Origin of the sequence: Kitasatospora sp. NPDC096077 (assembly GCF_040303245.1) — a bacterium.
Lineage (GTDB): Bacteria > Actinomycetota > Actinomycetes > Streptomycetales > Streptomycetaceae > Kitasatospora.
In genome coordinates, this window is record NZ_JBEOSV010000002.1 from 221,878 (window position 1) to 235,396 (window position 13,519).

A 13,519-nucleotide genomic window follows, 5' to 3' on the forward strand; every position below is an offset into this window, starting at 1 on the left:
GGGTATGAGGGGGTTTTCCCCCGTCAGTCCCCGGGGGTCACCAGGCCGGACTCGTAGGCCAGCACCACCGCCTGGGCGCGGTCGCGCAGGTCGAGCTTGGCGAGGATGCGGCCGATGTGGGTCTTGACGGTCTGTTCGGCGAGCACCAGTTGCGCGGCGATCTCCTGGTTGGACAGGCCGCGGGCGATCAGCTCCAGCACCTCGGTCTCGCGCGGGGTCAGGCCGTTGAGCCGCAGCTTGGGGTCGCGGCGCTTGGCGGGCCGGGTGCGGGCGAAGTCGGCGATCAGCCGCCGGGTGACCGAGGGGGCGAGCAGTGCCTCGCCGGCCGCGACCACCCGGACCGCGGCGATCAGGTCGGCGGGCGGGGCGTCCTTGAGCAGGAAGCCGCTGGCCCCGGCGCGCAGCGCCTCGTAGACGTAGTCGTCCACGTCGAAGGTGGTGAGCATCAGCACCTTGGGGCGGTGGGCTCCCGGGACGGCCGGGTCGAGCAGCCGCCGGGCGGCCTCCAGGCCGTCCATCACGGGCATCCGGACGTCCATCAGCACCACGTCCGGGTGGGTGCGGCCGGTGACCTCCAGGGCCTGGGCGCCGTCCGCCGCGTCCCCCACCACGTCGATGTCGCTCTGGGCGTTGAGCAGCGCGGCGAAGCCGGCCCGCACCATGGCCTGGTCGTCGACGATGATCACGCGGATGGTCATGCGGTTGTCTCCTGGAGTGGGTCGAGCGGCAGGACGGCGGCCACCTTGAAGCCGCCGTCCGGCAGCGGGCCGGTGTCCAGACTGCCACCGACCAGCCGGACGCGTTCACGCATTCCGACCAGGCCGTGCCCGGTGCCCTCGGCGGAGGCCTCCAGCGACTCGGTCTGCTGCGGCGGGGGCGCGTTGACCACGGTGAGCCGCAGTGCGGGGCCGTCCTCGTCGGCCGACAGCGACACCCAGGTCCGGGCGCCGGGGGCGTGCCGGACCACGTTGGCCAGCGCCTCCTGGACGATCCGGTACGCGGAGAGGGCGACGGCCTGCGGCACCCGCTCGGCCAGCCCCTCGTCGACGCTCAGCTCGGCGGGCACCCCGGCCCGCCCCACCGTCTCGACCAGCTGGGCGAGTTGGGCCACGCCGGGCTGCGGGGTCTTCTCCCCGCCGTTCTCCTCGCTGCGCAGCACCCCGAGCAGTCGGCGCATCTCGGCCAGTGACTCGCGCGCGGTGCCGGCGATCGCGGTGAACTCCTCGGCGGCGGCGTCCGGGACGCCCTCGATCCGGTACGGCGCGCTGGCGGCCTGGACCGCGATCACCGACATGTGGTGGGCCACCACGTCGTGCAACTCCCGGGCGATCCGGGTGCGTTCCTCCAGCAGGGTGCGCCGTTCGCGCTCGACCTCGCTGATCTGCTCCTGCTCGGTGAGCAGCCGCCGGGCGACCGCGCGGTCCCGGACGGCCCAGCCGAGCAGCAGGACGGCGCCGCTGAGCGCGATCAGCAGCACGGTGGTGCCGTCGCCGGACCGGGGCAGGCCGAGGGTGATGGTGAGGACGGTCAGCAGGACGGTGGCGAGCCAGACCGAGAGCAGGGTGGCCCGGCTCTCCCGGAGGGCGAGGGCGAGCATCAGGAAGGCGTACCCGACGACCATCGGGGCCGTCCACGGCCAGCTGCCCATCTCCTGGTGGTGGCGGGCGGTGATGGCGGCGGTGATGACGAGGGCGGCCGCGATGATCCACCAGGCGGCCAGCGGCCGGGTGACGGCGAGGAGCAGTGGGGCGGTCTGGGCGAGGGTGAGGGCGGCGGCCACCGGCAGCACCAGGCCGTAGAAGTGGCTCAGGCAGACGATCCCGGTGGGGATCAGCACGGCCTGGAGGATGACCGCGACGACGTACGGGATGCGGCGCACCCAGCGTCGGCGGGCGTTCCCGAGCAGCGGGGTCCCGTCCTCGCTGGGGCTGGTCAGGTGCTTGTGCAGGGTGCGCAGTTGACGGGCGGCGAACCTGCGGGCGTCGGCGGGGGTGAGCGTCTTCATCGCGGGCCAGCCTAGGGGGGCGGGCCCGCGTCGGGCGTCGGACTGGAGCGCGAACTTCCGGGGGCTACCCCGGTACCGGGTCATACCCGGGTATCACCCGGGAGGGCGGTCACGGCCGCCAGTGGCCGGCCAGGGCGGGGCCGAGCTGGTCGAGGTGGCGCTCGATGATCGCGACCATGCCCTCGGGGCCGGCCGGTTCCTGTTCGGCGGTCCAGGAGAGGTGGGCGGAGCGCAGCAGGCTGCCGAAGACGGCGGCGAGCACGACCGGGCGCAAGTCGCGGGTCGGGTCCAGTCCCTCGCGTTCGGCGAGCACCTGGACCACCAGCCGTTCCTGTTCGGTGACCCGGCGCAGGTGGGCGGCGAGCAGCGGGGGCGTCGTCTCGATGATCCGGAGCAGTTCGAGGGCGCTGCTGATCGAGCGGGGGCCGGTGGTCTCGGCGTGTCCGAGGTCGCGCCAGGCCTTGACGATCGCGGCGCGCAGGGCCTGCAGCGGGGTCTCCTCGGCGGGGCGCAGGCGCAGGCAGTGGATGAAGTAGTCCTCGGCGTCGGCCATCACGGCGAGGGCGACCTCGTCCTTGTTGGCGAAGTAGCGGAAGAAGGTCCGTTGGGAGACGTCGACGGCGGAGGCGATCTCGTCGACGGTGGTGCGGGCGAAGCCTTGGCTGAGGAAGAGCATGTGGGCGGCCTGGACGAGGGCGTCGCGGGTCTGCTGCTTCTTGCGTTCCCGCAGGCCGGGGGCCCGGTCGGCGTCCGCGGGGGTGGGGTGGGGGGTGCGTGCGGCCATGGCGGGGCCTTCCGGGCGCTGGTGTGGCGGGTGGGAGCACAACTGTAGCGTTCTGACAAATGTCAGTTCGGGTCAGAAGTCATTGTTTGCCGAATGTCAGCTACTGACATAATCTGCCGAAGTGGCGCTCGTCGGCCGGGCACTCGTGGGGACGGGTGGGCTGTCGCAGCGCCACCATCACGTTCCGCTGTCTGACACGCCCCCGGAGGGCCCAGATGAGTCAGTCCGTCGTCAAGAACCCGGAGGCGGACGCACCGCCGCCGTCGAACCCCGGGGGAGGGCTCAAGGGGCACCCCTGGTTGACCCTGCTGACCGTCGCGGTCGGCGTGATGATGGTCGCCCTCGACGGCACGATCGTCGCGATCGCCAACCCGGTGATCCAGGAGAAGCTGAACGCCGCGCCCTCCGAGATCCAGTGGGTCACCAGCGGCTACCTGCTGGCCCTGGCGGTCTTCCTGATCACCGCCGGCAAGATCGGCGACCGCTTCGGCCACAAGACCACCTTCCTGGTCGGCGCGGTCGGCTTCGCCGCCACCTCGGCCGCGATCGGCTTCGCGGGCAACATCCAGACCGTGATCGCCTTCCGCGTTCTCCAGGGCCTGTTCGGCGCGCTGCTCCAGCCGGCCGCGCTCGGCCTGCTGCGCGGGGCCTTCCCGGCCGAGCGGCTGAACATGGCGATCGGCATCTGGGGCGGGGTGATCGGCGCCTCCACCGCGGCCGGGCCGATCGTCGGCGGTCTGCTGGTCGAGCACGTCAGCTGGGAGTCGGTCTTCTTCATCAACATCCCGGTCGGCCTGATCGCGCTGGCGCTCGGCCTGTGGATCCTCAAGGACGTGCGGGCCGAGAACGCCGCCAAGTCCTTCGACCTGCCCGGCATCGCGCTGCTCTCGGTCGGGATGTTCGCGCTGGTCTTCGGCATCATCAAGGCCCCCGAGTGGGGCTGGGGCGACGGCCGGACGCTGCTGTTCCTGGGCGGCGCCGTGGTGCTGATGGTGCTCTTCGCGCTCTGGCAGGGCCGGGCGAAGGAGCCGCTGGTCCCGCTCAGCCTGTTCCGCTCGGTGCCGCTGTCGGCGGGCGTGCTGCTGATGGTGCTGATGGCCTTCGCGTTCTTCGGCGCGATCTTCTTCGTGACCTTCTACCTGCAGAACGTGCACGGGATGAAGCCGGTCGACGCCGGCGTCCACCTGCTGCCGATGACCGGCATGATGATCGTCGGCTCGCCGCTGGCCGGCCTCGCGATCGGCAGGTTCGGCCCCCGGATCCCGATCACGGCGGGCATGCTGATCACCACCGTCGCGATGTACGGCATGTCCACCCTGGACACCGGCTCCGGCACCGGCGTGATGTCGCTCTGGTTCGTCCTGATGGGCCTCGGCATCAGCCCGGTCATCGTCGGCGCCACCGAGGTGATCGTCGGCAACGCCCCGCTGGAGCTGTCCGGCGTGGCCGGCGGGCTCCAGCAGGCCGCGATGCAGGTCGGCGGCAGCCTGGGCACCGCCGTGCTGGGCGCCCTGATGGCCGCCAAGGTCGGCGACGTGCTGCCCGGCAACTGGGCCAAGGCAGGACTGCCGCCGGTTCCCGCGGACCAGGCGGACGGCCTCAAGCAGGCCGCCCAGCTGGGCATCGCCCCGCCGGCCCCGCCCGGCACCCCGCAGCAGGCGGTGGACGCGATGGCCGGCGCGGTGCACCACTCCTTCGTCAGCGGGATGTCGCTGGCCTTCGCGGTGGCCGCCGTGGTGGCCTTCGCGGCCGCGCTGCTCGCCCTGCTGACCCGCCGCGGCGAGAACGACGCGGGCCCGGCGGTGCACATCTGACCGGCTGAGCGCGGACGGCCCCGGACTCCCCACGGAGTCCGGGGCCGTCGTGCTGCCGGGACGGCGTCGGGCCGCCGGGGCCGTGTCGGGCCGCGTCGTACGGCCGGGAACGCCGAAGGGCCGGACCCCCGTGCGGGGATCCGGCCCTTCAGGCGTCAGCGGGTGATCAGGCGTCGCCGCCGGCGGCACCCGGGTCGGCCGCCGCCACGTCCAGCAGCTGGTAGCGGTCGATCGCGTCCTTCAGCGCCGAGCGGTCGATCTTGCCCTGCTTGGCGAGCTCGGTGAGCACGCCCAGGACGACCGACTGCGCGTCGATGTGGAAGAAGCGACGGGCCGCACCGCGGGTGTCGGCGAAGCCGAAACCGTCGGCGCCCAGCGACTGGTACTGGCCCGGCACCCAGCGGGCGATCTGGTCCGGAACGGCGCGCATCCAGTCGGACACGGCGACGAACGGGCCCTCGGCGCCCTGCAGCTTCCGGGTGACGTACGGCACCCGCTGCTGCTCCTCGGGGTGCAGCAGGTTGAACTCCTCGGTCTCCACCGCGTCGCGGCGCAGCTCGTTCCAGGAGGTCGCGGACCAGACGTCGGCCTTGACGTTCCACTCCTCGGCGAGGATGCGCTGGGCCTCCAGGGCCCACGGCACGGCCACGCCGGAGGCGAGGATCTGGGCCGGGATCTGGCCGGCGGTGGCCGGCGCGTACCGGTGCAGACCCTTGAGGATGCCCTCGACGTCCACGTTCTCGGGCTCGGCCGGCATCTTGATCGGCTCGTTGTAGACGGTGAGGTAGTAGAACACGTCCTCGCCGTGCGGGTGTTCGGCGCTGGAGCCGTACATCCGGCGCAGACCGTCCTGGACGATGTGCGCGATCTCGAAGCCGTACGCCGGGTCGTACGCGACGACGCCGGGGTTGGTCGAGGCCAGCAGGTGCGAGTGGCCGTCGGCGTGCTGCAGGCCCTCACCGGTCAGCGTGGTGCGGCCGGCGGTGGCGCCGATCACGAAGCCGCGGGCCAGCTGGTCGGCCATCTGCCAGAACTGGTCGCCGGTGCGCTGGAACCCGAACATCGAGTAGAAGACGTAGACCGGGATCAGCGGCTCGCCGTGGGTCGCGTAGGACGACCCGGCGGCGATCAGCGAGGCGGTGCAGCCGGCCTCGGAGATGCCGTCGTGCAGCATCTGGCCGGTCGGCGACTCCTTGTAGGCCAGCAGCAGGTCGCGGTCGACCGACTCGTAGGTCTGGCCCAGCGGGTTGTAGATCTTCGCCGACGGGAACAGCGAGTCCATGCCGAAGGTGCGGTACTCGTCCGGCGCGATCGGCACGAAGCGGTTGCCGATGCCCTTGTCCCGCATCAGGTCCTTGAGCACCCGGACGAACGCCATGGTGGTGGCGATGGTCTGGTTGCCGGAACCCTTCTTGACCGCCTTGTACGCGTCGTCGCCGGGCAGCACCAGCGGGCGCGGGCGCACCTTGCGGGTGGGCACGTAGCCGCCGAGCTCCTGGCGGCGGTCGTGCATGTACTGGATCTCCTCCGAGTCACGACCCGGGTGGTAGTAGGGCGGGTAGCCCTCGTCCAGCTGCTTGTCGGTGATCGGCAGGTGCAGCCGGTCACGGAAGCGCTTCAGGTCCTCGACCGTCAGCTTCTTCATCTGGTGGGTGGCGTTGCGGCCCTCGAAGTTGGGGCCCAGCGTCCAGCCCTTGACCGTCTGGGCGAGGATGACCGTCGGCTGGCCCTTGTGCTCGCGGGCGGCCTTGAACGCGGCGTAGACCTTCTTGTGGTCGTGGCCGCCGCGACCCAGGTGCTGGATCTGCTGGTCGGTCATGTTCTCGACCATGGCGCGCAGCCGCAGGTCGCTGCCGAAGAAGTGCTCGCGGATGTAGTCACCGGTCTCGGTGGCGTACGTCTGGAACTGGCCGTCCGGCGTGGTGTTCATCTTGTTCACCAGGACGCCGTCGCGGTCCTGCGCGAGCAGCGGGTCCCAGCTGCGGTCCCAGATGAGCTTGATCACGTTCCAGCCGGCGCCCCGGAACTGGGACTCCAGCTCCTGGATGATCTTGCCGTTGCCGCGGACCGGGCCGTCCAGGCGCTGCAGGTTGCAGTTGACCACGAAGGTCAGGTTGTCCAGGCCCTCGCGGGCGGCCAGCGACAGCTGACCGAGCGACTCGGGCTCGTCCATCTCGCCGTCGCCGAGGAAGGCGTAGACCTGCGAGTCGGAGGTGTCCTTGATGCCCCGGTGCTCCAGGTACCGGTTCATCCGGGCCTGGTAGATCGCGCCGAGCGGGCCGAGGCCCATCGAGACGGTCGGGAACTCCCAGAAGTCCGGCATCAGCCGCGGGTGCGGGTAGCTGGACAGGCCGTACGGGGCCTTCGACTTCTCCTGGCGGAACGCGTCGAGCTGCTGCTCGCTGAGTCGGTCCAGCAGGAAGGCGCGGGCGTAGATGCCGGGGGAGGCGTGGCCCTGGAAGAAGACCTGGTCGCCCGACTCGCCCTCGGCGTCCTTGCCGCGGAAGAAGTAGTTGAAGCCGACGTCGTACAGCGACGCGGAGGAGGCGAAGGTGGCGATGTGGCCACCGACGCCGATGCCCGGGCGCTGCGCCCGGGAGACCATGACGGCCGCGTTCCAGCGGGTCGCGTTGAGGATCTTGCGCTCGATCTCCTCGTTGCCGGGGAAGAACGGCTCGTCCTTGGTCGCGATGGTGTTGACGTAGTCCGTGCTGCGCATCTCGGGCACGGCGACGCGCTTCTCGCGGGCGCGCTCGATCAGTCGCAGCATCAGGTAACGGGCACGCTCACGCCCCCGCTCGTCGATGGCCGCATCGAGCGACTCCAGCCATTCCGCGGTCTCCTCGGGATCGAAGTCCGGGACCTGACTCGGAAGGCCGCCAATGATGATCGGGTTGCGATCGGATCCGGAAGCCACGCTGTTCCTTCACTGTCGGTCGAAACTGAGGTGTGTCGCGCCGCCTCCATCGTGCTACCGCGCTCGGAGATCCGTCATCTCTACCGATCGGTAACCGTTCCGCCTGGTGGGCGGAGCGGTCTGGTGGTGCACGTCGCGGGCTTCTTCGTCCGCTCCGGCACCCCCGGGTGTTACGAAAAGAGGTGGTCCGACCTGGTGTCCCGTCCACCCGATGGCGGGTGGCCGGGGTGAGGGCCAACAGGAGACTCTACGCCCGCGTACGCGCGGACCCCGAATGCCGTTCGCATCTCGGGCACACGTACGGCCTGTGGGCCGGGACCACCCGAAGCATCCTTGTCCCATGCAGAGAAGGGCAAATCGGTGTGATTCCCGACACGTCGACCGGCGTGTCCCGGTGCGACACGTCAACCTTTGGGGGGGATCGGGGGTCGGGTACTTGCGCGAACCGCCGCGCCCGTGTGGACTACGGCCACAGCCCCGGCATGGACGCCGGGCCGAATACTGGAGGTTATTCCCGTGAGCGCGACCGCGGACCCCGCGGACAAGTCCAACCCGGCGACCCGTCTCGGCTTCGAAGAGGGCCAGATCGTTCAGGAGCTCGGGTACGACGAAGACACTGACCAGGACCTCCGCGAGGGCATCGAGGAGATCACCGGGACGGATCTCGTCGACGAGGACTACGACGACGTCGCGGACGCCGTCCTGCTGTGGCACCGCGACGACGACGGGGACCTCACCGACGCCCTCGTCGACGCCCTGGAGTACCTGGCAGAGGGTGGTCTGATCTGGCTGCTGACGCCCAAGACCGGTCGGGACGGCCACATCGAGGCCTCCGACATCGCCGATGCGGCGAAGACCTCGGGCCTGTCGCAGACCAGCTCGATCAACATCGTCAAGGACTGGCAGGCCACCAAGCTCGCCACCAAGTCCACGGCGAAGCAGCCCAAGCAGCGCTGAACGGGCCCTGAGCCGCCCGCCGGGCCCCGCCGGAGTTCTCCTCCGGCGGGGCCCGGCGCTTTTGCGGGTGGGGGGTCGGGGGCTGTCGGCTGCCGCCCGCCGGCGTTCGCCGGCGTTCGTCGCTGTTCGCCGCTGTTCGCCGAGGGCGAAACGGTTGGGCCGCCCGACGGAGCGCGTCATCCGTTCGGTCGAACGCAGGTCAACGAATGCGAGGATGTGCCCAGCCGCGCCCGCCGCGCGGCCCGGCCGCGCCGTGCCAGCGCCGCGCGCACGCCGGAGGCGCGTCAGAAAGGTCCCGCTCATGGCCGTCGAGGTCGGCACCCAGGCTCCGGACTTCGAGCTCACCACCCAGCACGGGGAGACGGTCCGGCTGGCCGACTTCCGCGGCGCCAAGCACGTCGTCCTGGTCTTCTACCCGTTCGCCTTCACCGGGGTGTGCACCGGCGAGCTGGGGGCGATCCAGCGCGAGCTGGCCGGGCTGCAGAACGAGGAGGTCCAGGTGCTCGGCGTCTCCTGCGACTCCCAGTTCTCCCAGCGGGTCTTCGCCGACCGCGAGGGCCTGGAGTTCCCGCTGCTGGCCGACTTCTGGCCGCACGGCGAGGTCGCCCGGGCGTACGGCGTGCTGGACGAGCGGAAGGGCTGCCCGCTGCGCGGCACCTTCGTGATCGACAAGGCTGGCACGGTGCGCTGGAGCGTCGTCAACGGCCTCCCGGACGCCCGGGACGAGCAGGAGTACCTGAAGGTCCTCGCCGCCCTCTGAGGCCCGTCGCGGGCCCCGCGGGAGGCCCCGCCCGGCCCGGCCGACCCTCCCGTCCCGCCCGTTCGGCCGTGCGTGCGGGAACCCGGCACTACGCTCGGGCCGTTGGCGGAGTGGGGCGTACGTCCGATTTCGGCGGGCGCGCCCCGAACCGCACCACCGGGGGCACCGACCGTGCCTCCCGATTCTTGGAGGACACGTGGGAGTCAGCCTCAGCAAGGGCGGCAACGTCTCGCTCACCAAGGAGGCCCCCGGGCTCCAGGCCGTCATCGTCGGCCTGGGCTGGGACGTCCGCACCACCACCGGGACGGACTTCGACCTGGACGCCAGCGCGCTGCTCTGCAACGAGCAGGGCAAGGTCGCCTCGGACGGGAACTTCGTGTTCTTCAACAACCTGAAGAGCCCGGACGGCTCGGTCGAGCACACCGGTGACAACCGCACCGGCGAGGGCGAGGGTGACGACGAGGCGATCAAGGTCAACCTGGCCGGCGTCCCCGCCGACGTGCAGAAGATCGTCTTCCCGGTGTCGATCTACGACGCCGAGGGCCTCGGCCAGAACTTCGGCCAGGTGCGCAACGCGTTCATCCGGGTGGTGAACCAGGCGAACAACGTGGAGCTGGCGCGCTACGACCTCTCCGAGGACGCCTCCACCGAGACCGCGATGGTCTTCGGCGAGCTGTACCGCAACGGCGGCGAGTGGAAGTTCCGCGCCATCGGCCAGGGTTACGCCTCCGGCCTGCGCGGCATCGCCCAGGACTTCGGCGTCAACGTCTGAGTCCTCCTGCGGCGCAAGGGAATTGCGCGTTCCTCCCGGGGCGGCCCCGGACCTTTCGAGGTCCGGGGCCGCCCCGGCTTCGTCGGGGCCCGGTGCGCTGCGAGGATGTGAGTTCAGGAAGTTCAGCCGGCCGAAGCGGGCCGGCCGGGGCCGCGGGGGACTAAACCTGTATGGCGCCCCGGGAGAAGCAAGGGAGGAAGAACACCATGGTGGTCACGCTCGCCAAGGGCGGGAACGTCTCGCTCACCAAGGCCGCGCCGAACCTGACGCAGGTCCGGATCGGCCTCGGCTGGTCCGCCCGTTCGACCACGGGCGCACCGTTCGACCTCGACGCGAGTGCCCTGATCTGTGGCGGCGGACGGGTGCTCGGTGACGAGTACTTCGTCTTCTACAACAACCTCAAGAGCCCCGAGGGCTCGGTGGAGCACCAGGGCGACAACCTCGTGGGCGGCGACGACACGGGTGACGACGAGCTGATCCTGGTCAACCTGGAGCTGGTCCCGGCCCAGGCGGACAAGGTGGTCTTCGCGGTCTCGATCTACGAGGCCGAGGCCCGGCTGCAGAACTTCGGACAGGTGCGCAACGCCTACATCCGGGTCGTCAACTCCGTCGACGGCCAGGAGATCGCGCGCTACGACCTGTCCGAGGACGCGTCCTCCGAGACCGCGATGATCTTCGGCGAGCTGTACCGGTACGCGGGCGAGTGGAAGTTCCGCGCGGTGGGCCAGGGCTACGCCTCCGGCCTGCGCGGGATCGCGCTCGACTTCGGCGTCAACGTACAGTAAGGGCGTAAATCGGACTTATCGCACTCGACATCGATCGACGATCAGACGATCAATGGTCAACGACCGAACGATCATGAGAACAGAGGGCAGTGCGGGGGTGACCTGACCGGGCCCGGCCCGGTCAGGCGTCTCGGGACCAGGCCGCCCCCGACACGGCCAGAACCCGAAAGGTAGCCAACTCCCGTGTTCCTCCGCACATTCGGCTGGTCGTTCGCGATCACCGCCCTGGGCCTGATCGCGGCCGGACTGCTCTGGGGAGCCCAAGGCTTCGGCATCGTGCTGATCCTCTCCATCCTGGAGATCTCCCTCTCCTTCGACAACGCGGTGGTCAACGCCACGGTGTTGAAGCGGATGAACCCGTACTGGCAGAAGATCTTCCTGACGGTGGGTGTGCTGATCGCCGTCTTCGGGATGCGCCTGGTGTTCCCGCTGCTGGTGGTCGGCCTCACCGCGAAGCTCAACCCGGCGACGGTCATCGACCTCGCGCTGCACTCCGACCACACCCACGACGGCCTCACCTACGGCCAGTACCTGGAGGCGGCCAACCCGGCCATCGCGGCCTTCGGCGGCGTCTTCCTGCTCATGATCTTCCTCGACTTCGTGTTCGACGAGAAGGAGCACAACTGGCTGGGCTGGCTGGAGCGCCCGCTGGAGAAGGTCGGCAAGCTGGACGCGCTCTCCAGCGTCGTCGCCCTGGTCGCCCTCGTGCTGGCCTCGCGCTTCCTCGCGGCCGAGCACGCCGAAACCGTTCTGCTGGCCGGGGTGCTCGGCCTGATCACCTACCTCGCGGTCGGCGGCCTCTCCTCGATCTTCGAATCGGGCCTGGAGGAGGAGGCCGAGCGCGAGGAGGAGGCCGAGAAGGCCGGCAAGTCGATCCTCCAGGTCGGCGGCAAGGCCGCGTTCTTCCTCTTCCTCTACCTGGAGGTGCTGGACGCCTCGTTCTCCTTCGACGGCGTGGTCGGGGCCTTCGCGGTCTCCAACGACATCTTCCAGATCACCCTGGGCCTCGGCATCGGCGCGATGTACATCCGCTCGCTGACCGTCTTCCTGGTCCGCAAGGGCACCCTGGACGACTACGTCTACCTGGAGCACGGCGCGCACTACGCGATCGGCGCGCTCTCGGTGATCCTGCTGGTCGGGATCAAGTACCACATCCCGGAGATCGTCACCGGCCTGATCGGGGTCGCCTTCATCGGACTGGCCCTGGGCTCCTCGATCCTGCGCAACCGGCGTGCGGGGGCCGGCGAGGAAAAGGAACTGGTCGGCAGCGAACGGTAGTTCGTCGACTGTGCGAAGCGGCCGCCCCCGGGTTCGTCCCGGGGGCGGCCGCTTCGTGTTCGTCCGCTCTGTTCCTGCGGTGGTGCTGCTCCGTCGTGGGCCCTCGGGCCGGGGTCAGCCCAGCTGCTGCTCGATCGCGCGCAGCTTGCGCTCCAGCGAGTCCAGCTTCGGCATCGACAGGGTGTCGTCGTCGGCCGTCAGGTCGATGGTCGAGCTGCGGTAGGACGAGGACAGCGGGTCCGTCGAGCCCGAGGTCGAGGCCGAGCCCGAGGCCGACGAGGTCGAGGACGTCGAGGAGGCCGAGGAGGTCGAGGAGTAGGACGTCGAGGAGTAGGACGAGCCGACGGCGGCACGCGGCCGGTAGCCGGAGTCCAGGGAGGCCGACTCCCGCAGGCCGGCCGAGGCGGACGAGCCGAGCGGGGCGGACGAGCTCGACGGGCTCGACGAGGTGTAGCGGTCCTGCGCGGTGGTGGAGGTGGCCTGGTCGCTCCCAGCGGCTAGGGCAGGCTCCGTAGCGCTCGGGCCGTCTCCGGCCGCCGTGAGCGCGGGCACCTGACGCCCGCCGCGGGCCCGGGAGAGCATGCCGCCCTGGCGGGAGATGGCCTTCAGCTCGGCCCGCTCGCGGCGGTCCGCGGACCGGGCGCGCACCTTGGCGTCCATCTTCGCCTGGCGCTCCTCGCGCACCTCCTCGACCGCCTCGTCCAGGCTGCGGACGTTCTCCAGCAGCATCAGCGACCAGGCCGCGTAGGTCTCGCGCGGGGCGCGCAGCCAGCGGACGATGCGGATCTGCGGCAGCGGACGCGGCACCAGGCCCTGCTCGCGCAGGGCGGCCTTGCGGGTCTGCTTCAGCGCCCGGTCGAACAGGATCGCCGCCGAGATCGACATGCCGGAGAAGAACTGCGGGGCACCGGCGTGGCCGTCGCCGCGCGGGGCGTGCACCCAGTTGAACCAGGCCGAGGCGATCGCGAACACCCAGACCAGCAGGCGGGAGCCGAGCGCGGCGTCACCGTGGCTGGCCTCGCGGACGGCGAGCACCGAGCAGAACATCGCGGCGCCGTCCAGGCCGAACGGGACGAGGTACTCCCAGCCGTTGGACAGGCCCAGGTTCTCGATGCCGAAGCCCACCAGACCGTGGAACGACAGCGCGGCCGCGACGCCGGCGCAGCAGAACAGCAGGGTGTACGAGGAGATGCCGTAGATCATCTCCTTGCGGCGGCGACGCTCCTCGCTGCGCTCCCAGGAGTCGCCGGCCTCGTCCTTCTTCGAGCTCTTGAATCGCAGCGTCGCCATCAGGATGGCGACGAACAGCAGGGCTGCGCCGCCGACGACGGTCCAGACCAGCTGTATGGAGGTCAGGTTCATTGCGGGTCGGGCCTCGGGTTTCCGCAGGGGACAGGTACACGGTGCGACACAGGCGGTCAGGCCCCGTCGTGCGGGCACCGCCTGA

General features: G+C 70.6%; 11 protein-coding genes. 6 read left to right on the top strand and 5 right to left on the bottom strand.

Annotated features, from left to right (window positions below; translation table 11 throughout):
* Window positions 1-23 precede the first annotated feature (23 nt).
* The 3 genes from ABTZ03_RS02865 to ABTZ03_RS02875 all read right to left on the bottom strand — a co-directional run bounded on the left by ABTZ03_RS02865 (window position 24) and on the right by ABTZ03_RS02875 (window position 2,789).
* Complete coding sequence (locus tag ABTZ03_RS02865) at window positions 24-698, bottom strand: response regulator (protein WP_350511059.1); 675 nt, start codon at window positions 696-698, stop codon at window positions 24-26.
* The gene (locus tag ABTZ03_RS02870) at window positions 695-2,005 is read right to left on the bottom strand and encodes a sensor histidine kinase (protein ID WP_350511060.1); all 1,311 of its coding nucleotides are present in this window, start codon (window positions 2,003-2,005) and stop codon (window positions 695-697) included. The genes ABTZ03_RS02865 and ABTZ03_RS02870 overlap by 4 nt, the downstream gene beginning before the upstream one ends.
* A gap of 109 nt (window positions 2,006-2,114) precedes the next feature.
* Entirely contained in the window at window positions 2,115-2,789 is a 675-nt protein-coding gene (locus ABTZ03_RS02875) for a TetR/AcrR family transcriptional regulator (RefSeq protein WP_350511061.1), read from the bottom strand.
* 215 nt (window positions 2,790-3,004) lie between these two features.
* Here ABTZ03_RS02875 and ABTZ03_RS02880 point away from each other — a divergent pair, with 215 nt between their 5' ends.
* Complete coding sequence (locus ABTZ03_RS02880) at window positions 3,005-4,603, top strand: MFS transporter (protein ID WP_350511062.1); 1,599 nt, start codon at window positions 3,005-3,007, stop codon at window positions 4,601-4,603.
* A gap of 166 nt (window positions 4,604-4,769) precedes the next feature.
* Here the strand turns inward: ABTZ03_RS02880 and aceE are convergent, their stop codons facing one another.
* The gene (aceE, locus tag ABTZ03_RS02885; protein ID WP_350511063.1) at window positions 4,770-7,520 is read right to left on the bottom strand and encodes a pyruvate dehydrogenase (acetyl-transferring), homodimeric type; all 2,751 of its coding nucleotides are present in this window, start codon (window positions 7,518-7,520) and stop codon (window positions 4,770-4,772) included.
* Between the two features lie 516 nt (window positions 7,521-8,036).
* Between aceE and ABTZ03_RS02890 the strand changes: the two genes are divergently transcribed.
* From ABTZ03_RS02890 to ABTZ03_RS02910, 5 genes are all read left to right on the top strand, one after another.
* Window positions 8,037-8,477 (top strand): DUF3052 domain-containing protein, encoded by a 441-nt coding sequence (locus ABTZ03_RS02890; RefSeq protein ID WP_350511064.1) that lies wholly within the window; start codon window positions 8,037-8,039, stop codon window positions 8,475-8,477.
* 301 nt (window positions 8,478-8,778) lie between these two features.
* Entirely contained in the window at window positions 8,779-9,237 is a 459-nt protein-coding gene (locus ABTZ03_RS02895; protein WP_350511065.1) for a peroxiredoxin, read from the top strand.
* A 196-nt stretch (window positions 9,238-9,433) separates the two neighbouring features.
* Window positions 9,434-10,009, top strand: coding sequence for a TerD family protein (locus ABTZ03_RS02900; RefSeq protein WP_350511066.1), 576 nt, complete (start codon window positions 9,434-9,436; stop codon window positions 10,007-10,009).
* 206 nt (window positions 10,010-10,215) lie between these two features.
* A complete protein-coding gene (locus tag ABTZ03_RS02905) occupies window positions 10,216-10,794 on the top strand; it encodes a TerD family protein (protein WP_350511067.1) in 579 nt (192 codons plus the stop codon).
* Window positions 10,795-10,977: 183 nt separating this feature from the next.
* On the top strand, window positions 10,978-12,072 hold the full coding sequence (locus ABTZ03_RS02910) for a DUF475 domain-containing protein (protein ID WP_350511068.1): 1,095 nt from the start codon (window positions 10,978-10,980) through the stop codon (window positions 12,070-12,072).
* Window positions 12,073-12,186: 114 nt separating this feature from the next.
* On the opposite strand, the gene ABTZ03_RS02915 is transcribed toward ABTZ03_RS02910, so the two are convergent.
* Entirely contained in the window at window positions 12,187-13,434 is a 1,248-nt protein-coding gene (locus ABTZ03_RS02915) for a DUF2637 domain-containing protein (protein ID WP_350511069.1), read from the bottom strand.
* Window positions 13,435-13,519 lie beyond the last annotated feature (85 nt).

Coding starts and splice junctions, on each gene's coding strand:
- ABTZ03_RS02865 (WP_350511059.1), bottom strand. CDS start 698: ATGACCATCCGCGTGATCATCGTCGACGACCAGGCCATGGTGCGGGCC.
- ABTZ03_RS02870 (WP_350511060.1), bottom strand. CDS start 2,005: ATGAAGACGCTCACCCCCGCCGACGCCCGCAGGTTCGCCGCCCGTCAA.
- ABTZ03_RS02875 (WP_350511061.1), bottom strand. CDS start 2,789: ATGGCCGCACGCACCCCCCACCCCACCCCCGCGGACGCCGACCGGGCC.
- ABTZ03_RS02880 (WP_350511062.1), top strand. CDS start 3,005: ATGAGTCAGTCCGTCGTCAAGAACCCGGAGGCGGACGCACCGCCGCCG.
- ABTZ03_RS02895 (WP_350511065.1), top strand. CDS start 8,779: ATGGCCGTCGAGGTCGGCACCCAGGCTCCGGACTTCGAGCTCACCACC.
- ABTZ03_RS02905 (WP_350511067.1), top strand. CDS start 10,216: ATGGTGGTCACGCTCGCCAAGGGCGGGAACGTCTCGCTCACCAAGGCC.
- ABTZ03_RS02915 (WP_350511069.1), bottom strand. CDS start 13,434: ATGAACCTGACCTCCATACAGCTGGTCTGGACCGTCGTCGGCGGCGCA.